The organism is Pseudoalteromonas sp. Z1A6 (assembly GCF_011378745.1).
Lineage (GTDB): Bacteria > Pseudomonadota > Gammaproteobacteria > Enterobacterales > Alteromonadaceae > Pseudoalteromonas > Pseudoalteromonas arctica.
On the sequence record NZ_WTKW01000023.1, the window covers coordinates 1 to 21,788 of the forward strand.

19 protein-coding genes and 1 rRNA gene are annotated in these 21,788 nt (G+C 39.9%); 16 read left to right on the forward strand and 4 right to left on the reverse strand.

The annotated features are described in order from the left end of the window. Window positions 1-157 precede the first annotated feature (157 nt). The 10 genes from glyA to GQR46_RS02840 all read left to right on the forward strand — a co-directional run bounded on the left by glyA (window position 158) and on the right by GQR46_RS02840 (window position 10,536). Window positions 158-1,414 (forward strand): serine hydroxymethyltransferase, encoded by a 1,257-nt coding sequence (gene glyA / locus GQR46_RS02795; protein ID WP_165727306.1) that lies wholly within the window; start codon window positions 158-160, stop codon window positions 1,412-1,414. Between the two features lie 104 nt (window positions 1,415-1,518). Further along, window positions 1,519-1,968, forward strand: coding sequence for a transcriptional regulator NrdR (gene nrdR, locus GQR46_RS02800; protein WP_006794272.1), 450 nt, complete (start codon window positions 1,519-1,521; stop codon window positions 1,966-1,968). Window positions 1,969-1,970: 2 nt separating this feature from the next. Next, window positions 1,971-3,095, forward strand: coding sequence for a bifunctional diaminohydroxyphosphoribosylaminopyrimidine deaminase/5-amino-6-(5-phosphoribosylamino)uracil reductase RibD (ribD, locus tag GQR46_RS02805; RefSeq protein ID WP_165727307.1), 1,125 nt, complete (start codon window positions 1,971-1,973; stop codon window positions 3,093-3,095). A gap of 27 nt (window positions 3,096-3,122) precedes the next feature. Next, a complete protein-coding gene (locus GQR46_RS02810; protein WP_165739806.1) occupies window positions 3,123-3,776 on the forward strand; it encodes a riboflavin synthase in 654 nt (217 codons plus the stop codon). A gap of 29 nt (window positions 3,777-3,805) precedes the next feature. Beyond that, window positions 3,806-4,918: a bifunctional 3,4-dihydroxy-2-butanone-4-phosphate synthase/GTP cyclohydrolase II gene (gene ribBA / locus GQR46_RS02815; protein WP_165739809.1), complete on the forward strand. Its 1,113-nt coding sequence runs from the start codon at window positions 3,806-3,808 to the stop codon at window positions 4,916-4,918. Between the two features lie 100 nt (window positions 4,919-5,018). Beyond that, window positions 5,019-5,483 (forward strand): 6,7-dimethyl-8-ribityllumazine synthase, encoded by a 465-nt coding sequence (gene ribE / locus GQR46_RS02820; protein WP_007587130.1) that lies wholly within the window; start codon window positions 5,019-5,021, stop codon window positions 5,481-5,483. Window positions 5,484-5,498: 15 nt separating this feature from the next. Beyond that, the gene (nusB, locus tag GQR46_RS02825) at window positions 5,499-5,909 is read left to right on the forward strand and encodes a transcription antitermination factor NusB (protein ID WP_007587129.1); all 411 of its coding nucleotides are present in this window, start codon (window positions 5,499-5,501) and stop codon (window positions 5,907-5,909) included. Between the two features lie 45 nt (window positions 5,910-5,954). Continuing rightward, the gene (gene thiL / locus GQR46_RS02830) at window positions 5,955-6,929 is read left to right on the forward strand and encodes a thiamine-phosphate kinase (RefSeq protein WP_165739811.1); all 975 of its coding nucleotides are present in this window, start codon (window positions 5,955-5,957) and stop codon (window positions 6,927-6,929) included. Beyond that, complete coding sequence (locus GQR46_RS02835) at window positions 6,926-7,411, forward strand: phosphatidylglycerophosphatase A (protein ID WP_007587120.1); 486 nt, start codon at window positions 6,926-6,928, stop codon at window positions 7,409-7,411. The genes thiL and GQR46_RS02835 overlap by 4 nt, the downstream gene beginning before the upstream one ends. A 38-nt stretch (window positions 7,412-7,449) precedes the next feature. Further along, window positions 7,450-10,536, forward strand: a complete 3,087-nt coding sequence (locus GQR46_RS02840; RefSeq protein WP_024589765.1) for a ligand-binding sensor domain-containing diguanylate cyclase — start codon at window positions 7,450-7,452, stop codon at window positions 10,534-10,536. Window positions 10,537-10,609: 73 nt separating this feature from the next. Here GQR46_RS02840 and dxs read toward each other — a convergent pair whose 3' ends face one another. From dxs to GQR46_RS02855, 3 genes are all read right to left on the reverse strand, one after another. Beyond that, window positions 10,610-12,472 carry a 1-deoxy-D-xylulose-5-phosphate synthase gene (gene dxs / locus GQR46_RS02845; protein ID WP_165739813.1) on the reverse strand — a complete coding sequence of 621 codons (1,863 nt, stop codon included), beginning with the start codon at window positions 12,470-12,472 and terminating at the stop codon, window positions 10,610-10,612. A gap of 105 nt (window positions 12,473-12,577) precedes the next feature. Beyond that, a complete protein-coding gene (gene ispA / locus GQR46_RS02850; RefSeq protein ID WP_007587115.1) occupies window positions 12,578-13,465 on the reverse strand; it encodes a (2E,6E)-farnesyl diphosphate synthase in 888 nt (295 codons plus the stop codon). 2 nt (window positions 13,466-13,467) lie between these two features. Then, window positions 13,468-13,710 (reverse strand): exodeoxyribonuclease VII small subunit, encoded by a 243-nt coding sequence (locus tag GQR46_RS02855; protein ID WP_165727311.1) that lies wholly within the window; start codon window positions 13,708-13,710, stop codon window positions 13,468-13,470. 321 nt (window positions 13,711-14,031) lie between these two features. Between GQR46_RS02855 and pomA the strand changes: the two genes are divergently transcribed. From pomA to GQR46_RS02875, 4 genes are all read left to right on the forward strand, one after another. Further along, the gene (pomA, locus tag GQR46_RS02860) at window positions 14,032-14,799 is read left to right on the forward strand and encodes a flagellar motor protein PomA (protein WP_007587114.1); all 768 of its coding nucleotides are present in this window, start codon (window positions 14,032-14,034) and stop codon (window positions 14,797-14,799) included. A 2-nt stretch (window positions 14,800-14,801) separates the two neighbouring features. Continuing rightward, the gene (locus GQR46_RS02865; RefSeq protein WP_007587113.1) at window positions 14,802-15,722 is read left to right on the forward strand and encodes a flagellar motor protein MotB; all 921 of its coding nucleotides are present in this window, start codon (window positions 14,802-14,804) and stop codon (window positions 15,720-15,722) included. A gap of 151 nt (window positions 15,723-15,873) precedes the next feature. After that, entirely contained in the window at window positions 15,874-16,362 is a 489-nt protein-coding gene (locus GQR46_RS02870) for a hypothetical protein (protein WP_024593682.1), read from the forward strand. Between the two features lie 70 nt (window positions 16,363-16,432). Beyond that, window positions 16,433-18,373: a DNA topoisomerase III gene (locus GQR46_RS02875; RefSeq protein WP_165739814.1), complete on the forward strand. Its 1,941-nt coding sequence runs from the start codon at window positions 16,433-16,435 to the stop codon at window positions 18,371-18,373. Window positions 18,374-18,449: 76 nt separating this feature from the next. On the opposite strand, the gene GQR46_RS02880 is transcribed toward GQR46_RS02875, so the two are convergent. After that, the gene (locus tag GQR46_RS02880) at window positions 18,450-19,760 is read right to left on the reverse strand and encodes an amidohydrolase (protein WP_165739816.1); all 1,311 of its coding nucleotides are present in this window, start codon (window positions 19,758-19,760) and stop codon (window positions 18,450-18,452) included. A 111-nt stretch (window positions 19,761-19,871) separates the two neighbouring features. Here GQR46_RS02880 and GQR46_RS02885 point away from each other — a divergent pair, with 111 nt between their 5' ends. Together GQR46_RS02885 and GQR46_RS02890 are read left to right on the forward strand one after the other, a co-directional pair. Continuing rightward, window positions 19,872-20,729 (forward strand): tetratricopeptide repeat protein, encoded by an 858-nt coding sequence (locus GQR46_RS02885; protein WP_101162966.1) that lies wholly within the window; start codon window positions 19,872-19,874, stop codon window positions 20,727-20,729. A 946-nt stretch (window positions 20,730-21,675) separates the two neighbouring features. Beyond that, a 16S ribosomal RNA gene (locus tag GQR46_RS02890) occupies window positions 21,676-21,788 on the forward strand; the annotation flags it as partial.

Sequence of the window (21,788 nt, forward strand, 5' to 3'; positions counted from 1 at the left end):
ATTATGGCTTTATAAAAAAATATCATCTTAAAAGAGCTGTGAAATAGTTTCAATCCCTGTTTAAATATCCTCAACTTAAGAGCGTAGGCAAAGAGTCGTTTAAAGCGTACAATAAAGCCTCTAAAAAACACCATACACGTTGCCCTAGGAGACCCCAATGTTAGAACGTAGCATGAATATTTCGGATTTTGATCCAGAGTTATTTGACGCGATAACCAAAGAAACTGCTCGCCAAGAAGAGCATATCGAACTAATCGCTTCAGAAAACTACTGTAGCCCACGCGTACTAGAAGCGCAGGGTTCACAGCTTACAAACAAATACGCAGAAGGTTACCCAGGCAAACGTTATTATGGCGGTTGTGAGCATGTAGATGTTGTTGAGCAATTAGCAATTGACCGTGCTAACGAATTATTTGGTTCTGACTATGCTAACGTACAGCCACATGCTGGTTCGCAAGCAAATGCGGCTGTTTTTCTAGCATTGTTAGATGCAGGCGATACTGTATTAGGTATGAGCTTAGCTCATGGTGGTCACTTAACTCACGGTTCTCACGTAAGCTTCTCTGGTAAGCTTTACAATGCAATTCAATACGGACTAGATGAAGCAACGGGCGAAATTGATTACGCACAAGTTGAAGCGCTAGCACTTGAGCATAAACCAAAAATGATTATTGGTGGTTTCTCAGCGTACTCAGGTATTGTTGATTGGGCTAAGTTCCGTGAAATTGCTGATAAAGTAGGTGCTTACCTGTTTGTTGATATGGCTCACGTTGCCGGCTTAATTGCGGCAGGCGTTTACCCAAGCCCAGTTCCTCATGCACACGTTGTAACAACAACTACGCATAAAACACTTGCAGGCCCTCGTGGTGGTTTAATTATTTCTGCATGTGGCGACGAAGCTATTTACAAAAAGCTTAATAGCGCTGTTTTCCCTGGTGGCCAAGGCGGTCCTTTATGTCATGTTATTGCAGCAAAAGCAGTGGCATTTAAAGAAGCACTTCAACCAGAGTTTAAAGTATACCAAACACAAGTTGTTAAAAACGCAAAAGCAATGGTTGCAGTTATGCAAGAACGTGGCTACAAAATCGTTTCTGACAAAACTGAAAACCACTTATTTTTACTTGATTTAATCGATAAAGATATCACTGGTAAAGATGCGGACGCTGCCCTAGGCAACGCTAACATCACAGTTAATAAAAACTCAGTGCCAAACGATCCACGCTCACCATTTGTAACATCTGGTTTGCGTATTGGTTCTCCTGCAATCACTCGTCGTGGTTTTACAGAAGTAGAGTCAAAAGAGCTTGCTGGCTGGATTTGTGACGTACTAGATAACATCACTGATGAATCTGTACAGGCGCAAGTTAAAGAAAAAGTAAAAGCTATTTGTGCAAAATTACCTGTATACGCTTAATTGCATAAGCAGTAGTAATTTAGATCACAACTGTTTAGTTTTTTGCTAAGATAAAAGGCCGCTATTTAGCGGTCTTTTTTGTTTTAAAACGGAAGTACCGAGTTATGCATTGTCCATTTTGTACCGCAAAAGATACTAAAGTAATTGACTCACGCCTTGTAGGCGGAGGCCATCAAGTTCGCAGACGTCGTGAATGTAATGATTGCCACGAGCGCTTTACTACATTTGAAGGCGCTGAACTGGTTATGCCTCGCGTTGTTAAGCAAGATGGCAGCCGGGAACCGTTTAACGAGGATAAGCTTTTAAATGGCTTAAATCGCGCACTCGAAAAACGCCCAGTGAGTACAGAGCAAGTAGATGAAGTTGTAAATATAATAAAATCACAACTACGCGCAACGGGTGAGCGAGAAATTTCAAGCCATTTGGTGGGCGAATGTATTATGGAAGCACTTAAAAAACTCGATAAAGTTGCGTACGTAAGATTTGCTTCTGTTTATCGCTCGTTTGAAGACATACGCGAATTTGGCGAAGAAATTGCCCGTTTAGGGGAGTAACAATGCAAAGCCAAACTATTTTTACCGAACAAGACGAAATGTATATGGCACGCGCCATAGAACTTGCCAAAAAAGGGCGGTTTACTACAACGCCTAATCCTAATGTTGGCTGTGTATTAGTTAAAAACAATCAAATAATTGGTGAGGGTTTTCATCAATTAGCAGGCCAAGGGCACGCTGAAGTAAACGCGTTAGCTATGGGGGGCAACAGTGCACAAGGCGCTACCGCTTATGTAACGCTCGAACCTTGTAGTCATTATGGGCGTACGCCACCGTGTGCTGAAGGCTTAAAAAAGGCAGGCGTAGTAAAAGTAATTGCTGCTATGGTTGATACAAATCCACAAGTTGCAGGCAAAGGCCTTAAAATACTGAGCGACGCCGGTATTGACGTTGCTTATGGATTACTTGAATCACAAGCTCGCGCACTTAACGTTGGCTTTTTTAAGCGAATGGAACAAGGCTTACCTTATGTGACCTGTAAAATGGCAGCAAGCATAGATGGTAAAACAGCGCTTAAAAATGGGCAAAGTAAGTGGATCACAAGTTCCGCAGCTCGCCAAGATGTACAGTTATACCGAGCGCAAAGCTGCGCTATTTTAACCGGTGCCGATACCGTGTTAGTAGACGATGCTAAACTTAATGTGCGACTAAGCGAGTTGCCTTGCACGTTACCTACCGATTTACCGCTTCGCCAGCCCGTGCGTGTTATAATTGACTCTCAAAATCGCTTAACACCTGACCTTGCTTTATTTAAAATCCAAAGTGATGTAATTATATTTACGACTAAGGTTGATAAATCCCTGCAATGGCCGCATTTTGTAAAGCATATTGAAGTAAGTGAAAGTAACGGTAAAGTTGATTTACAGGCTGTTTTAGAAAAGCTTGGGCAACTGCAGTTTAATAATGTTTGGCTTGAGAGCGGAGCAACACTTGCTGGTAAAATGACAGAGCTTGATTTAGTTGACGAGTTTGTTTTTTATTTGGCGCCTAAATTAATGGGCCATGATGCAAAAAGTTTAGTTAATTTTCCTGAATTGACGAGTATGCAAAACACCGTTAATTTAACATTTAATGAATGTGCGCGCATTGGTGACGATTTACGTATCACCGCGTTAAAAGCTCATTAAAACCACTTAATAAAAAAGAGTAGCGCTATGTTTACTGGAATAATAGAAGCCACAGGCAAAATTGCTTTATTACAAAAAAAACAAGGCGACTTAGCTATTCGCATTCAAAGTGCTGATCTTGATATGAAAGATGTAAAGCTAGGCGACAGCATTGCAACCAATGGTGTTTGCTTAACCGTAGTTGATAAACATATTGACGGCTTTAGTGCTGATTTATCTAACGAGACGATTGGTTTAACCGGTTTTGCTCACTATGCTTTAGGGCAAACGGTTAATCTTGAAAAAGCCATGCAACCAGTTTCGCGTTTGGGCGGTCATTTAGTATCTGGCCATGTTGATGGCATTGCGACTATCACAAGTATTGCAGCAAATGCGCGAGCAACAGAATATTGGCTTACAACCGACGAAAATTTAATGAAATACATTCCGTACAAAGGTTCGGTATGTATTGATGGTATAAGCCTGACAGTAAACGCTGTAGAGGGCAATAAATTCAAATTAACAATTGTCCCACACACGAGTGAGCAGACCACAATTTCTCATTTTAAAGTAGGTACTCAAGTTAATTTAGAAGTCGATCAAATTGCACGTTATTTAGAGCGCCTTATAAAAGGTGCAGAGCAACCAACGGGCTCTGATATTTCGATGAGCTTACTCGCAAAAGCGGGTTTTATTAAATAACGAAACTGATAACTTACACGAGCAAATTTATGAATTTACACAGCGCACAAGAAATCATCGATGATATTAAAGCCGGTAAAATGGTTATTTTAATGGATGATGAAGATAGAGAAAATGAAGGCGATTTAATAATAGCTGCTGAGCATATTAGCGCTGAAGCGATTAACTTCATGGCGACTCATGGCCGTGGTTTAATTTGTTTAACCATGACACAAGATCGTTGTGAGCAACTTGATTTACCGTTAATGGTTAAAAACAATGGTGCTGCATTTTCGACTAACTTTACAATGTCGATAGAAGCATCAAAAGGTGTTACAACCGGTATTTCTGCTGCTGATAGAGCGCGCACAGTGCAAGCGGCTATAGCAAAAGGCGCAGTGCCAACTGATATTGTTCAGCCTGGTCATATTTTTCCAATTATGGCACAACCTGGTGGCGTATTAACTCGCGCAGGACATACTGAAGCTGGCTGTGATTTAGCACGTTTAGCTGGGCTTGAAGCATCATCAGTTATTGTTGAAATACTCAATGCTGACGGCACCATGGCGCGTCGCCCTGATTTAGAAGTGTTTGCTAAAGAGCACGATATTAAAATTGGTACTATTGCTGATTTAATTGAATACCGTAACTTAAATGAAACGACAATTGAGCAAGTTGCAAAATGTAAGTTGCCTACTGTTCACGGTGAGTTTGATTTAGTGACTTACAAAGACACAATTGACGGCCAATTACATTACGTATTGCTTAATGGCGACATAAAAGAGCAAGAACCGACAAATGTACGTGTACATTTGCAAAGCACTTTTAACGATATCCTACTTTCAGACAGAAGTGCTGACCGCAGCTGGGGCCTTTCTGAAGCAATGGCCTATATTGCTAAAAATGAAGGTGCTTTAGTTATTTTAGGTAAGCAAGAAAGCACTGAAGAGTTAGAGGCAACTGTAAAAGCATTTGCAGCAGCTGATGTTGGCGAAAGCGTTACGCCACGTAAATTCAAAGGTACATCTCGTACTGTTGGCGTAGGTTCGCAAATACTTGCAGATCTGGGAATTAAACAGATGCGTTTAATGAGTCGTCCTAAAAAGTATCATGCACTTTCGGGCTTTCATTTAGAAGTTGTTGATTACATTGAGCCACAATAAGCATAACGCTTAAACTAGGCTATTATTTTATTTTTATGGTATGATGCGCAGCAATTTTTGCGCAATCGCAACCGCTTGAACTTATTTTTAGGGTTATCAAATGAAAATTATTGAAGGTAGTAAGTACGCTCCTGGCAAAAAGTTTGCCATTGTCATTTCTCGTTTTAATGACTTTATCGGTAGCAGCCTCCTTGCAGGTGCTGTTGATGAGCTAAAACGCACTGGTGGCGTATCTGATGACGACATTACCGTTATTTATGTACCAGGCGCGGTAGAATTACCTTTAGCGGCTAAACGCGTTGCGGCAAAAAAAGAGTATGATGCAATCATCGCATTAGGCGTAGTGATCAGAGGTGGTACACCACACTTTGACCTAGTTGCTGGCGAATCAAACAAAGGTCTTGCGCAAGTATCACTTGAGTATGATATCCCGGTTGCATTTGGCGTATTAACCACAGAAAGCATTGAACAAGCAATTGAGCGTGCTGGCACCAAAATGGGCAATAAAGGCGGCGAAGCTGCTTTAGGCGCGCTTGAAATGGTTAATGTGTTAGATAAAATTTAAGTTTAAGGAATTTTTGTGAAACCAGCAGCAAGACGTAAAGCACGTATCTTAGCACTCCAAGCCGTTTATTCTTGGCAAATAAGTGGCAATTTAATTGCCGATATCGAACAACAAATGTTGATCGAAACAGACGTTACTAAAATTGATGTTGAATACTTTAAAGATTTAGCGACGGGTGTTGCTGTAAATTATAAGCAACTAGACGAAGCTGTATCACCACATTTAACACGTCCGTTTAATGACTTAGATATGGTTGAGCGCGCAATTTTACGTTTAAGCAGCTATGAGCTTAAGTTCCGTGAAGATGTACCTTATAAAGTTGCTATCAACGAAGGTATCGAGCTGGCCAAAATATTTGGCGCTGAAGACAGCCATAAATTTGTAAACGGTGTACTTGATAAAGCTGTTAAGCATTTACGCAAGTAAGTAACCGTTAAAGAGGGGAGCCGGCATAGGCCGGCTTTTTTGTGTATGAAGGAATTTGAATTAATTAACCGCTACTTTAAAGGTCGCGGGATCACCCGTCGTGATGTAAACCTAGGTATAGGGGATGATTGCGCTTTAGTAACCGTTCCACAAAACTGCCAACTTGCCGTTACAACAGATACTCTTGTTGCTGGCGTACACTTTTTTGATGATATTTCCCCTCGTGCATTAGGCCACAGAGCGCTTGCTGTTAATTTAAGTGATTTAGCGGCCATGGGCGCTGAGCCAACGTGGGTTTCAGTTGCGTTAACCTTGCCAAGTATTGACCCAAAGTGGATTGAAGAGTTTACTGAAGGCATGCATGAAATTGCAGAATACTTTAATGTGCAAATTATAGGTGGCGATACTACTCAGGGTCCATTAACTATCACTATTTGTGCAAAAGGGACTGTACCAGAAGGGACTGCACTTCGCCGTAGTGGTGCGAAAGTGGGTGATTGGATTTATGTTACAGGTCCGCTAGGTGACGCTGGACTTGCAATTGAGTCTCGCAAACAAGGTATAAGTATTGAGCCAGAGCATTTAAAGTACTTAAATAAGCGCTTTGACTTTCCAACACCGCGTGTTGCTGCTGGGCAGGTATTGCGAGGCCTTGCATCATCGGCTATTGATGTATCGGACGGTTTAATCGCTGATTTAAGTCATATACTTGATATGTCGCAAGTAAATGCAGTTGTGAATATTGAAAGTATTCCGACTTCAGATGCAATGCAAGCAAGCCTTGATTTTAATCAGCAGCTGCCATTTATTCTAAGTTACGGTGATGATTACGAATTGATTTTTACTGTACCTGATAGCAATAAAAGTATGCTAGATATAAAACTGCGTCAATATGGTGTAGATGCAACATGCATAGGCCAAATTAAAAGTGGCGATGGTCAAATTGAACTTTTACACAACGGTGAAAAGTTTGATTTTAAGCAGCAAGGTTTTGAGCATTTTGCAAAGGAGCTGGTTTGAACAAAAACCGAAAGTTTAATTTAAAGCGCCCACATCAGTTTTTTGGTTTGGGTTTTGGTACTGGGTTAGCCCCTAAAGCACCTGGTACATTTGGCACTTTTGCTGCACTGCCATTCATTTTTATGACTATGTATTATCCGCTATGGTTGCAAATTGTGTTTGCCGTAGTGATCAGTATATTTGGTATATGGGCCTGCGGTAAAACGGCTGATGATTTAGGCGTGCACGACCATCCTGCTATTGTATGGGATGAAGTGGCAGGTTATTACATTACAATGATTGGTGCAGCACTTAGCTGGCAAACATTACTCGTTGGTTTTTTGTTATTTCGCTTTTTTGATATAGCAAAACCTGGCCCAATCCGTATGCTAGACAAACGAGTACATGGTGGTTTAGGTATTATGGCCGATGATATACTTGCGGGCGTTTTTTCGCTTATATGCTTACAGGCGCTAATAAAAGTGGGTTTACTACCCTTTTAATTTTTTATATTTGATTTGTTTAACTAGGTGGCAGCAATATGATGCGATTTTTACTGGTTTGTGTACTGATGTTGTGCGCGACACCAAGTTGGGCTTCAATTAGTGATTACGTAGTTAAGCAATGGAATATAAAAGATGGTCTACCTTCGCAATCACTTAAAAGCGTAGTACAAGACCAGCAAGGCTATATGTGGCTTGGTACTCAGTTTGGCTTAAGCCGTTTTGATGGCACAACATTTACAAACTACAACACGCAAAATAGCCCGTTCTTGCCTAGTAATGGTATTAATAAACTTTTAGTCGATTCTAGTGGCTTATTATGGGTAGGTACTAAAAGTGGCTTGGTAGTTATTAATCCTGCCACATTTGCAGCACAAGAGTTTAATATTAAAGGTCCAGTAAGAGATATTCTTGAGGACTCCAAAGGCAGCATATGGATTGCGGCTAATGGTTTATACTATGTAGATAGAGGGCAAGTTGATTTACGCACTCAAGTAAATGGCCCCCTACCTATTGTTAATGCTACCGTAATTACCCAAATTGTTGGCTCTGTTAGCCAAATGGCACTCTCTCCAGAAGGTATTTGGCTAGTTAATGATCGTCATTTATTACGCCTTACTAAAAACTCATCAGATTTCTCTAAACTACGTTTAGAGCTTACCGCTAAAATATCGTTACCAGAGCGCTTAGCGCAAACCATAGTGCACGATTTATCATTCTTAAACGGTAATTTGTATATAGCCTCTGAGCTAGGTGCATACTTTTTAGATTTAGATGACGAACTAAGACCTTTTCCTTTACCAAATGCAAATAACTCAGCCGTTTATAAGTTTATGAGTGATACCGATGGTGGCTTATGGGTTTCGACTTATGGACGTTTATTATTTAGAGATAAAACCGGTGAGTGGCAATGGGTAGAACCAAGCCAACTTGATCAAAGCATATGGTTTGCTGATATTTTTAGAGATGATAAAAATAACGTTTGGTTAGCAAGTTTTAGTGAAGGCTTATGGCTTGCCCATGAAGGGCGGGTAGAAAGGCATTCAGCAGTTTCAGATATGACCGAGTCTGTTATGGCTATTAGCCAAGCTCCAGATGGAAAACTGTGGGTTGCTAACAAAAGCGGCATTGGTTATTTCGATTTAGATAAAAGTTTTATTAATTTAGTTCCAAGTAGTAAATATGGATACGCGTCAGTACACGATCTACAATTCGATGGTGAGCGATTATATATAGCCACGGGGCGCGGCTTATTTGTTTTTGAAAACAAGACACTTTATACCGTCCCTGGTCGAGCGCTTCGCGATAACCCGGTATTTGCAATAAGTCGCTCTAGTAAAGGCGGTTTTTGGATTGGTACCGGACGCGGTTTATATCGATTAAATTATGCTGGTTTAACGCCTTTTGCATATAACGCTTTTTTAGGTAGTAAGTTTATTACCTACGTATTGGATAAAACAAACTTTGGTGTGATTGGTACTAGTAAAGGCGCATATTACTTTACAGACCGTGGCATTGAAAAAATTGGTGACCAAACAACACTTGAAAGCGCATACGTAACTAGCGTGCTCCATATAGATGGTGTGGGTATTTTAATCGGCTCTCTTAACGACGGGCTTTTTTACAGAAGTACGCAAGGGCAATGGCGTCAACTCGATGCAGCTAATGGTTTACCGTATGGTTCTATATTTAGCCTAGAATATGATGAAAAATTAAAGCATGTTTGGGTAAGCACCATGAAAGGTGTTTACAGAATGCCTGTAGAGCAATTTAAGACAGAGATAAAAAGCCTAAAAGTTGAAGAAGTAATTTCATCTTTTGACCGTCAACTCGATGGTAAAGCGAATCAATGTTGTAGTGGACTTGGGCATGATGCGGTAGCAGACACCGGCAATTCTATTTGGTACCCAAGCTTACAAGGTGTTGTTGAAATACCTAAAAATGTAGAGCTATTTGGTGTGCTTGCATTAAAGCCAACAATAGAAACAATAACAACACCACTTCGTCATTTAACCACCGCTGCGCTTGGTAAAAAACCATCATTAGAAACAGACGAGCGTGATATAACGCTAACTTACACAGCTATTGATTATTATGCACCAAACAGTATTGAATTTAGATATAAACTAAGTGGCTTAGATAGTGACTGGCGCTATGCTAATACGCGACGTGAAGCTATTTATACTAACTTGCCTCCAGGCTCGTTTTTGTTTCAATTAGAAGCGAAGCGCCAAGGTGAAGACTGGACTAAAGCGCAAGAAGTAGAATACGGTTTTGTAGTGCCTGAGCGCTTTGACGAAACTATTTACTTTAGGCTTTTAATTACCAGTGGCTTTATTTTGCTTTTCTACCTTATTTTTTGGGTGTTTAGAGCGCAAGAGCGTAGAAAACAAGAAGCATTAGAGGGCTTGATCACCGAGCGTACCTTAGAGCTTCGTCAAGCTAATGATAAATTAGGCCAAGTGAATTCACAGCTTAAATTAGTTAGTCACTCAGATGAGTTAACAGGGCTGCGTAGCCGTCGCTTTTTGTTTGATCAACTCCCTAAAGATATTGAACACTTTCAACGTAATTCACAATCGCTGCAGGCACAAGGCAAGTCACTGGTGCTGGTAATTATTAACTTTGATAATTTCAGCCGTATCAATGATGCCTATGGCCCAATTGCAGGTGATAGCTGCTTACAGCAAATGGCTGCATTATTAAATTCGCGTACGCAGGGCTCTGACTATGTGGCACGTTGGAGTGGTGATGAGTTTTTACTATTATTACGTGATTTTAAATGCAATAAAATAGACAGCTATGCTTCAGATCTTTGTAAAGTAATAGCGGCTAATTTATTCCAATTACCAAATGGAAAAACAACTAATATCACGGCATCAATTGGTTGGTCATTTTATCCATTACCACTTTTGGGTGGGCAGGTAATTAGCTGGGAAACATCTATTAACCTAGCTGATATTTCACTACACCAAGTTAAAAAGCGCGGTGGTGATGGTGTTGCAAATATTACGTTTGATGATCAGCTTGATGCATTTGAGTTTGAACAAAATTCTAACGTTGATCAACAATTAGGTATTTTACAAAGCAATGGCCTAGCTGATATTAAAGTGTGGATGCGCTGATCAGCAATATTTGATATTAAAAAAGGAGCCTAGGCTCCTTTTTTAATATGCTCAACTTTAGATGTATAGGAAGTTAATTAATAAACGCTTTAATAGCGGTTAATATTCCTTGCTCGCCTAACCCCATTTCATCGTGCATTTCATCTTGGGTGCCGTGTTTAATAAACTCATCAGGAATACCTAAGTTAAGGATATTAATATCAGCTTTTTGCGTTGCTAAGTATTCGTTAACTGCAGAGCCGGCACCGCCAGCGATTGCATTATCTTCAAGCGTAACAATTACATCGTGGCTAGCTACAAGCTCATTTAAAAGCGCGGTATCAAGAGGTTTAATAAAGCGCATATTAACAAGCGTTGCATCTAACTCACTTGCTGCAAGCTGTGCATTCTCAAGTAATGTACCAAATGATAAAATGGCAATTTTACTGCCTTTTTTGACAGTATCTGCTTTACCAATTTCAAGCAGTTGCATATTGCTTTGAATTTCTGCAGTACCCGCACTACCGCGAGGGTAACGAACGGCAACTGGGCAATTTGCTTTATAACCAGTGTATAGCATTTGACGGCACTCGTTGGTATCGCTTGGCGCCATAATCACCATATTTGGAATACAGCGCATAAAACTTAAATCGTATGCGCCTTGATGAGTTTCACCATCGGCTCCAACAATACCGGCGCGGTCAATGGCAAATAATACAGGTAAGTTTTGCAGTGCAACATCATGTATTAATTGGTCGTACGCACGTTGTAAAAAGCTTGAGTAAATAGCAACAACAGGTTTTAAACCTTCACAGGCAAAGCCAGCAGCTAAAGTAACCGCATGCTGCTCAGCAATGGCCACATCAAAGTATTGATCTGGAAACTCTTTAGAAAAACGTACCATGCCTGAACCTTCGCGCATTGCAGGCGTGATAGCCATTAACTTGCTGTCTTGTTCGGCCATATCACATAACCAATCGCCGAATACTTTTGAAAAAGTAGCAGCACTAGGTTTAGATTTAGGTAGGCTAGTTGTGCTCGGATCGAATTTTGGTACACCATGATAGCCAATAGGATCGGCTTCAGCCGGTTTATAGCCCTTACCTTTTTGCGTTTTTATATGTAAAAGCTGTGGGCCTTTTAAATTACGCATATTACGTAATGTATCTACAAGCATGTTTACATCGTGACCATCAATGGGACCAATGTAATTTAGGCCTAATTCTTCAAAGAAGGTACCCGGGATCATCATGCCTTTAATGTGCTCTTCCATTTTACTGGCAAGTTGCTTTACCGGAGGCACTCCTGAGAGTAACTTTTTACTACCTTCACGAATGTTAGTATAAAAGCTACCTGATAAAATTCGAGCAAAGTGATTTGTTAATGCGCCAACATTTTCAGAAATCGACATTTCGTTATCATTTAAAATAATAAGCATGTCTGATTTTACATCACCTAAATGATTCATCGCTTCAAATGCCATGCCTGCGGTTATAGCTCCGTCGCCAATAATGGCAACAGACTTTCGACCTTTACCTTCTTTTTGTGCGGCAATAGACATGCCTAAAGCAGCTGAAATAGACGTGCTTGAATGGCCTACGCTAAACGTATCGTATTGACTTTCATCGCGAAAAGGAAAAGGGTGTAAACCGTCTTTTTGACGAATAGTGTGCATTTGCTCGCGACGACCAGTAAGGATTTTATGCGGATAAGCTTGATGACCCACGTCCCAAACTAGGCGATCGTCTGGAGTGTTATAAACATAATGCAGCGCAACGGTTAGTTCAACCGTCCCTAAACCAGACGCTAGATGACCGCTACTTTGCGATACTGAGTTGAGTAAATAATCGCGCAGCTCATTGCTAAATGCAGGGAGTTTGTCTTGCGCTAAGTCACGCAATTGGGCTGGCTCGTCAACCAAATTAAGTAATGGATACTTGCTACTATCAAGTGTCATGGTTTTATATATATCCTTCGCTAACATTAATTAATCCAAAGCTTTTACGAATAATTAATGTTGAGTAATAATGTCAGTGCTAATTGCAATACGTATGAGCAAAAATTAGTGGTCACGCTCAATTAGGTAATTTGCTAGCGACGCAAGAAGTGTTGTGTCAGCATCTATATTTGCTAACGCTTCATGGGCTTGTTGTATTAAATTTTGCGCCTTTTCTTTAGCGCCTAGCATACCTAATAACGCCGGATATGTCGCTTTATTCGCGGCAATATCGGAGCCTTGTGGCTTTCCTAAAATAACTGTATCGCCTTCAACATCTAAAATGTCGTCGTGTACTTGAAATGCTAGCCCTATAGCATACCCAAAAACACTTAAATTTTCTAAGGTTTGTTGATCAGCCTTTTCACTGCACAGTGCACCAAGTGTAATTGCGCAATTAATTAGAGCCCCGGTTTTTAGCTTATGTATTCGCTCAAGCTCTTGTACGGTAATTACTTTATCAGTTGCTGCTATATCAAGGCCTTGTCCGCCAACCATACCCTGAAGGCCTGATGCGTGGGCAAGTGTAGCAATCATTTTTACTTGTGTTTGTGATGAGCATTCAAATTTGTGATTCGCAATAAGCTCAAAAGCAAGAGTTTGAAGAGCATCACCGGCTAAAATTGCATTTGCCTCGCCAAACTCTATATGACAAGTAGGGCGTCCGCGGCGTAAGTCGTCATCATCCATTGCTGGTAAGTCATCATGGACTAACGAATAGCTATGAATACACTCAATTGCAGCAGCAAGTACGTTTAAGTCTTGATGGTTTGCGCCGAGCATTTTACCTGTGGCATAAACTAAAAATGGACGTAATCTTTTACCGCCATTAAATAATCCATACTGGGTGGCGTTCTTTACCGTTTCTTCTGTATCGAGAGGCTGATTAAAATGCTGCTGTAAGGTCGCTACTACATCTTTTTGAGCACGTTCAATATGATTTTTTATGCTCACAGCTATTCCATATCATTATCAAAATTTGTAAGTACTGACTTTTCGCCATTCCCCATCAAAACTGATACTTTTTGTTCTGCTTGCTGTAATTTCCCTGATGAAGCACTTGCTAATGCAATTCCACGCTCAAATTGCTTTAACGATTGCTCAAGCGATAAGTCACCTTGTTCCATGTCACTAACGATTGTAGATAATTCTTCTAGTGCTTGTTCGAAACTTAAGTTTTCAGGTTTTTTAGTCGCCATCTTTATTTCAGCTTACATAATAAATTTAGGGGTCAATTTTAGGGGGAATGCTAAACTAGGTCAAAGGATGATATTGGTTTTTTACCTTTATAACGTTAAATTATATTTCAAGTGCATTAATAAAGCCTTAATAGCGGTCTGTTGGTTTAATAAATCAATTGATAGTTAGGTAGCCCTTATAACTTGATCTAAGATAGTGCTAAAGGCTGCTTTTTATGTTTATTTATAAAAATGGCTTAAGCAATTCAATATGTTGCCGATAAGCAGTTAATAATAAAAATTTATGATAAGGCCATTAAGCATGAAACTTCTGGAGGAAATGTGGATTTAGCAACCATAATTGGGATCCTAGGCGCAATTGGCTTAATTGTCATGTCTATGTTTATGAGTAGTAGCGGTGAAATGGCTATGTTTTACAATACCCCGTCTGTGGTTATTGTATTTGGTGGTTCACTCTTTATTGTTTTATCAAACTTCACCATGTCGCAATTTTTGGGGATAGGTAAAGTTGTTGCCAAAGCGTTTATGTTTAAAATCGAAACGCCAGAAATACTTATCGAAAAAGCAGTAGAACTTGCGGATTCAGCTCGTAAAGGCGGTTTTTTAGCACTCGAAGAAGCTGAAATTCCAAACCCCTTTATGCGCAAAGGCGTCGATATGCTCGTTGATGGCCATGATGCAGATGTAGTTCGCGCTACACTTCAAAAAGATATTTCTCTAACTACGACTCGCCATGAATTGGGCGCGGGTTTATTTAAGTCGTTAGCTGATATAGGGCCTGCAATGGGCATGATTGGTACTCTAATTGGTTTGGTTGCAATGTTGTCTAACATGGATGACCCAAAGGCAATTGGTCCGGCAATGGCAGTAGCACTATTAACAACTTTATATGGCGCGTTTTTAGCCAATGTTGTGGCAATTCCTATTCAGGTAAAACTTGAACTGCGTAAAGACGAGGAAGCGATGAATCAGCGTTTAATTTTGGATGCTATTTTAGGTATACAAGATGGTCAAAATCCAAAAGTAATCGAAGGTATTTTGAAAAATTACTTAGCTGAATCTAAACGTAAAGTAGATACCGAGGAGTAACTATGTCTGATCAAGAGTGCAAATGTCCACCACCAGGTCTACCTGCATGGATGGGAACGTTTGCCGATTTAATGTCACTGTTAATGTGCTTTTTTGTACTCTTGCTCGCGTTTTCAGAAATGGATGTACTTAAGTTTAAACAAATTGCGGGCTCTATGAAGTTTGCTTTTGGTGTGCAGAATAAAATTGAAGTAAAAGACATCCCTAAAGGGACCTCTGTTATTGCCATGGAGTTTACCCCAGGTAAACCAGAGCCAACCCCAATAGAAACCATTCAGCAGCAAACAGTCGAAATGACTCAACAAATGTTAGAGTTTCAGGCTGGCGATGAAAGCTCAGCAGGCGGCAGGCAAGAACAGCGCGGGGATAAACGCGGTGGCGAATCTCGTAGTACCTCACAAGAAGAATCTTCTGAGCAAGCAACTTCAGCAGCCGATCAGGAGCAAACTAACGAGCTTGTTAAAAAGATAGCGCAGCAGCTTGAAAAGCAAATAATCGATGGCGCAATTGAGCTTGAGTCTTTAGGGCAGCAAATAATTATTCGCATTAGAGAGAATGGTTCATTTCCTTCAGGTAGTGCATTTTTACAACCTAAGTTTAAACCTATAATTCAAGATATCGGTGTGCTGTTAAAAGATGTACCCGGTGAAATAACAGTATCTGGCCATACAGATGATTTTCAGGTATCGAATGAGTTATATATTAATAATTGGGACCTATCATCAAAGCGTGCTGTAGCCGTTGCAAGTGAACTGCAAAAAGTCCAAGGATTTGATAAAACCCGAATGATGGTGGTTGGTCGAGCTGAAACACGACCACTTGTACCGAATGACACCGATGAAGATCGCCGCAGGAATCGCCGAGTAGAAATATCTATATTACAAGGTAAAGCAAAAGAGTCAGCTCCTATAGATGTAAGATAACTTTTATTGGCAAACACACTTATTTATCATAAAGTATGCTTTCTTTAACAAATGTAACGGAATAGTTTATGAAAAAGGTCGATAAGTTTAGTCATATGCCAGGAAATGGCGGTGGTAATGACGATGATGAAAAAAAACTTGATTAACTCTAATGCCTGAATGGTTTTTAAAGACTATATTGATATTAGATACTAGTTGGGTGTTTATTTTAAGCCCTGCTATTTTCATCTTTTATTTTAGAAAAGATTATTTGGCCCTGCGTTTCGCTTTAATTACAGCCGCTTTTTTTTTATATGGAACCATTATTCATCCTTACTTGAAAGAGTTTGATAATGGGATTTATGTTTATCGATACCTTGTTTGGGCCTTTAATGATATTGCTTGGATGGCACTCATCGCATATCTGGGTTTAAAAGATAAGGTTTATTTATGGCAATGCGTATTAGGTCAATTGGTTGTTATTATGGCACCAATTTTACAGCTATTTAGATTAGTCGACCGCCATTTATGGGATCTTTCTTATAGTACATACATTTATAAAACCTTATTGCCATTTATTAATATAGGCACCGTTGTTGTTTGTTATCTTCCGCTTATTTATATTTTAACAAAAGACAAAAAAAGCCCAGCTAGCCAATAGTTACAAAAAGTTCCCTCCTTTAAAATAGCTGTGCTAGACTACTGTTTATATAAACAGTGATGAGCAGGCTATGAAACTCTACATTGCAGAAAAACCTTCACTTGGACGCGCTATTGCTGATGCGTTACCAAAACCACATAAAAAATATGATGGTTATATAGAAGTCGCTAATGGCGATTGTGTGTCGTGGTGTATTGGACATTTGCTAGAACAAGCAGAACCCGATGATTACGATGAGCGCTTTAAAAAGTGGCAGTTTGAACACTTACCTATAATACCTGAACAGTGGAAGTTAAAAGCCAAAACCAAAACTCGCAAACAGCTCACTGTTTTAAAAAAATTAATTAAACAAGCCTCGCAACTTATTCACGCTGGCGATCCAGACCGTGAAGGCCAGCTACTAGTCGATCAAGTAATTGAAGAAGCTAAAATAAGTCAGGCTAAAAAGCAGAGTACGCAACGTTTACTCATTAGTGATTTAAACTTATCGGCGGTAAAAAAATCACTGGGTACTATGCGTTCTAATCGAGATTTTATTCCGTTAAGTGTATCTGCTTTAGCGCGCTCTCGTGCTGATTGGCTATTTGGTATGAATTTAACACGTGCATACACACTAGCTGGGCAAAAAGCAGGGTTTGGTAATGTGCTTTCGGTAGGGCGAGTACAAACCCCTATTTTAGGTCTTGTTGTTAATAGAGATAACGAAATAGCACACTTTGTATCTAAGCCTTTTTACGATGTACTGGCGCATTTACTTACTCCAGATAACCAGCCATTCATAGCTAAGTGGGTTCCTAGTAAAGCATGTGAGCCACATCAAGATGAAGAAGGGCGAATACTTAACAAAGCACTCGCACAAAATGTTGCTTCACGCATTACAAAGCAAAGTGCTGAGCTTACTTCACTTGACCAAAAACAAAAAAAACAAAGTGCTCCATTACCGTATAACCTATCTGCACTGCAAATAGATGCGGCTAAAGCATTTGGTATGCCAGCTCAAAAAGTGTTGGATATTTGCCAAATACTTTACGAACGTCATAAATTAATTACTTACCCACGCTCGGATAATCGTTATTTACCTAAAGATCACCATCAAGATGCATCAGCTATTTTTAAAGCTATAAGTGCTAATGGTGGGCAAAGCAGTGAATTAGTAAACGGGGCTGATGTAAAAAAGCGTAGTAAATGTTTTAACGATTCAAAAGTGGCTGCGCATCATGCCATTGTGCCTACGGCTAAGCAGTTAAAGTCAGCGAGTTTGAACGGTGACGAAGCGAAGGTATATCAATTAATAAGCCGCCATTACCTAATTCAGTTTTATCCCGACTATATATATAACGAAACTAAAGCAGAGATAACAATCGCTGGCGGATTATTTAAAGCAAATGCAAAACAAGATGTAAGCCTGGGCTTTAAGGTATTAATGGGTAAGTCTGAATTAAAAGATGAAGCTACGTTACCTCCTTTAACTAAAGGTATGCCTCTTTTTTGTGAGCAAGGCGAAGTGGTCGAAAAGCATACATCACCTCCTGCTTATTTTACCGACGCTACATTATTGGCTGCGATGACGGGCATTAGCCGTTATGTTAAAGATCCACAAATTAAAAAAGTATTAAAAGACACTGATGGTTTAGGGACTGAGGCAACACGTGCGGGAATAATCGAGTTGCTATTCAAGCGGCGCTTTTTAAAACGTGAAGGTAAGTCAATTAGAGCGACCGAAACGGGACTTGCCCTTATTAGCGTATTACCACAAGGTTTAGCGAGTCCTGATTTAACCGCAAAGTGGGAATCGAGCTTAGGTGATATCGCGCAGCAAGTAATGAGTTATCAGCAATTTTTACAGCCTTTACTTGCTGAGCTAAATGGGTTTGTACAATTAGCAGCAAACTGCGATAGCAATGCATTTGCAAGGTTACCAAAAAGCTCACCTAAAAAACGCTTTGCTAAACGAGGTGGAAAAGCGACCTTTAAAAAGTCGAGTTATAAAAAAAGCTCTGTTGCTAGTTAGCTACAGAGCCATTTTATTAAACGATATTACTTAACCTGAACTCTACTTGAGATAGATTTATTATCCAGAATTCAGGTTACTTATTAAATAAAGCAACAGCAGCGTTACTCATTGCTTTTATTCCGGTAGGGATAGCAACTTTATAATCTGGTGCAAATTTACTAGAGTGTAGGGAAGGGAGTACTTCAGCTGTTTTTATCGAATCTGCATATTGTGCTTGGTTTACACCTCCTAGCCAAAATAAGGTAATCGGGATATTTTCATCGGTGCGTCCGTATAGGCCAAAGTCTTCACCCGCCATTACAGCTTGTGTTTCAAGCACATTAGTATCACCAATTGCGCTGGCAATAGAGTTTCTAACAATGTCTGTTTGTGCAGGGTTATTATAAGTAGATGGAATAGATTCATCTTCATGTACATATACTACAGGGTAGTTTGATTCATTTAGGCCAGCACTTTGTGCAATACCTGCCGTGATTCGTTTTATTGCTGCTATTTGAGCACTTCTAACATTTGGGTTATAGCTTCTGAGAGTGAGTTGTAGTTTTACTTCATCCGAAATCACATTATGTTTTGAGCCACCATGAATAGACCCAACCGTAATAACCGAAGGCTCTAGCGGTGAAAGTTCTCGGCTTGTGATTGTTTGCAGAGCAAGTACTGTGCGTGCAGCTATAATCACAGGGTCTATAGTTGTATGCGGATAAGCACCATGACCACCTTTACCTTTTATTGTAATATCGACAGAATCTACACTTGCCATAGTGTATTCATTTTTCATTGATATCTTACCAGCGGGGACGCTAGCACTTACATGTAACGCAATTATATGATCAGGTTTTTCATATTTACTAAATAGTCCTTCGCCTAACATGGCTTTAGCACCCCCACCAACTTCTTCGGCAGGCTGTGCAACCATCATCAAAGTGCCTTTCCATTGATCTTTGTGTACTATTAATTGCTCAGCAGTACCAATAAAAGAGCTCATGTGAATATCGTGGCCACAACCGTGCATTACACCTACTTTAGCACCATGCTCGTCAATTACTTTAACTTTTGAGGCATAGGATTTTCCTGTCTGCTCTATAATAGGTAAGCCATCGGTGTCAGTACGGATCATCACGGTTGGACCGTTTCCGTTTTTGTAAATGCCGACAACACCAAAGCCACCTACATTACTTGTTACTTTAAAACCCAGCTGAGTTAATTTATCCGCTATTTTATTACCCGTTTCTTGTTCGTGATAAGAAAGCTCTGGCGATTGGTGTAAATCGAGGTAAAACTTTTCTATAGCTGGCATGGCTTTGCTTAAATTCAAATCGAGTCCATTTGCTTGTACTAATGGGCTTGCTAATAAAAGTATTGCACTTAGATAAGTTAATTTCATGTTTTCCCTCATTGTTGAATATGTATACCGGATGATTTAGGTATATGACTTGTAATTATTATGTTCACCACCATATAAAAACCTAAATAGATGAATATGGCAATCAATTCAATGAGCAACATAGTTAGTATTAATGCACAAAACCTTCAACAAGTACTCGGTGAAACATCACAGCAAAAATTGGTGTTGCTTAACTTTTTCTCTCCTCAAAGTCCTGACTGCATCGGACAGGCTGCAATTTTAGATAAAGTAGCGGCTGAATATGCAAGCTATATAGTAGTAGCAAACCTAGATTGCGATGCAGAGCAAGCACTCGCTTCTCAACTTGCGCAACAAGTTGGTCTTCAAACTCTGCCTACGCTTGTATTATTAAAAGACTCTGCACCAGTAGATTTACTTGCAGGTGTTCAAAGTGAGGCACAAATACGCGAAGCCCTAGCAAAGCATTTACCTGCGCAACAAGACTTACTGTTAGAGCAAGCAAAACAAGCGTTATTAAAGTCAGATTTAAATGCTGCATTTAATTATGCAAAGCAAGCTTATGAAATAGACAGCGGTAATGCACGCATCAAATTAGTGCTTGCAGACATATGTATTCAAATTCACAAGGTAGATGAAGCCCAAGCGCTTATAAATACAATAGACGTACAAGAGCAAGATGCTTACTTTAATAATATAAAAGCAAAATGCGAAGCTGCGCTTGAAGCAAAAGACTCACCAGAGATTAAAGAAAAGCAACAACAAGTAGAAAAGTACCCAAATGACCTAGAATTAAAAGAAGAGCTCAGTATTTTACTCAATGAAGCAGGCAGAAAAGAAGAAGCATTGGATATACTATTTACAGTGCTGCAAAAAGATCTGAATTTCAATGAAGCGAAACCAAGCTTTTTAGCCATTATTGCCTCTTTACCCGATGGTGATGCGCTCGCAGCAAAGTATCGTCGCAAGTTATATAGTATTTTATACTAGGGTCTGTTGCTCTTTGCGGATTAAAATTTGTTCAAACTAGGGGGTGTTTAATCGCGGCGCGAGATTTGTAACCTAGCGGGCTCGGTAATTGCTCCTGCGTTACCCTACTGGCTTACATCCATGTAAGAATAAGTAAAAACCGAGTAACAAAGAGTAAATAGCCCCTAGGAAGAACCCTTTGGGCAGCGCCTGTTTGGCATTAATGCTACGTTATCGCTTATTTATGGGGAGTAACCACACTACATAGGCTCTGCCTTGCCTGAATACTAAACAGGCTGCTGCAAATTTAACCTTGAAAGATAAACAGACCCTAGATTCTAATAACTATTACTTTTGAGAAGCACCTAAATAAGGTGCTTTTTGCATTTTTAAGGTTTTAATTAAAAGCTATAGAATGGTTTAGCTATGTAAAAACAAGAGTTATCAACAGGTTTTTGTGGGTAACTTGTGCTTATCATGTGTGCTTGCTTGGGGCTTAATTTTAATTACTATTTTATGCAAATAACGCTTGCGTAAAATCCGCCGCTCCCTATAATGCGACCCCACTGAGACGGGAAACGCCAACGCATAGCGAGGCAGGAACAACTCAGAGAGTTAAGTAAAACTTCGGTTTTAAATTGTCGAAAGAAAGTTTAAAATTAAGTGTTGACTCGAAAAATAAAGGGTGTATTATTCGCATCCCTTGAGACGCTAAAGCGACTCAAAACGTTCTTTAACAATATAAAGCAATCATCTGTGTGGGCACTCGTACAGATTGAGTTCTAACAGCCAACCTACTTACTCTTTATGGGTAATTAGCGAGGCAAACAAATTTAGAGTCTCAATTGAAAACTGAGTGACCAACAGAATAGTTATTTCGGTAATTATTCGGCACAGTCAATTCAATATCGAAAGATATTAAAATAAATTCAGAATTCATTGAGCTGTCGAAAGACATAAAACTTTTTAATTGAAGAGTTTGATCATGGCTCAGATTGAACGCTGGCGGCAGGCCTAACACATGCAAGTCGAGCGGTAACAGAAAGTAGCTTGCTACTTTGCTGACGAGCGGCGGACGGG

What these genes read in the sequence shown, in the direction of transcription:
- glyA (WP_165727306.1), top strand. Translation starts at nt 158, where the DNA reads ATGTTAGAACGTAGCATGAATATTTCGGATTTTGATCCAGAGTTATTT.
- nrdR (WP_006794272.1), top strand. Translation starts at nt 1,519, where the DNA reads ATGCATTGTCCATTTTGTACCGCAAAAGATACTAAAGTAATTGACTCA.
- ribD (WP_165727307.1), top strand. Translation starts at nt 1,971, where the DNA reads ATGCAAAGCCAAACTATTTTTACCGAACAAGACGAAATGTATATGGCA.
- GQR46_RS02810 (WP_165739806.1), top strand. Translation starts at nt 3,123, where the DNA reads ATGTTTACTGGAATAATAGAAGCCACAGGCAAAATTGCTTTATTACAA.
- ribBA (WP_165739809.1), top strand. Translation starts at nt 3,806, where the DNA reads ATGAATTTACACAGCGCACAAGAAATCATCGATGATATTAAAGCCGGT.
- ribE (WP_007587130.1), top strand. Translation starts at nt 5,019, where the DNA reads ATGAAAATTATTGAAGGTAGTAAGTACGCTCCTGGCAAAAAGTTTGCC.
- thiL (WP_165739811.1), top strand. Translation starts at nt 5,955, where the DNA reads ATGAAGGAATTTGAATTAATTAACCGCTACTTTAAAGGTCGCGGGATC.
- GQR46_RS02840 (WP_024589765.1), top strand. Translation starts at nt 7,450, where the DNA reads ATGATGCGATTTTTACTGGTTTGTGTACTGATGTTGTGCGCGACACCA.
- dxs (WP_165739813.1), bottom strand. Translation starts at nt 12,472, where the DNA reads ATGACACTTGATAGTAGCAAGTATCCATTACTTAATTTGGTTGACGAG.
- GQR46_RS02855 (WP_165727311.1), bottom strand. Translation starts at nt 13,710, where the DNA reads ATGGCGACTAAAAAACCTGAAAACTTAAGTTTCGAACAAGCACTAGAA.
- GQR46_RS02865 (WP_007587113.1), top strand. Translation starts at nt 14,802, where the DNA reads ATGTCTGATCAAGAGTGCAAATGTCCACCACCAGGTCTACCTGCATGG.
- GQR46_RS02870 (WP_024593682.1), top strand. Translation starts at nt 15,874, where the DNA reads ATGCCTGAATGGTTTTTAAAGACTATATTGATATTAGATACTAGTTGG.
- GQR46_RS02875 (WP_165739814.1), top strand. Translation starts at nt 16,433, where the DNA reads ATGAAACTCTACATTGCAGAAAAACCTTCACTTGGACGCGCTATTGCT.
- GQR46_RS02880 (WP_165739816.1), bottom strand. Translation starts at nt 19,760, where the DNA reads ATGAAATTAACTTATCTAAGTGCAATACTTTTATTAGCAAGCCCATTA.
- GQR46_RS02885 (WP_101162966.1), top strand. Translation starts at nt 19,872, where the DNA reads ATGAGCAACATAGTTAGTATTAATGCACAAAACCTTCAACAAGTACTC.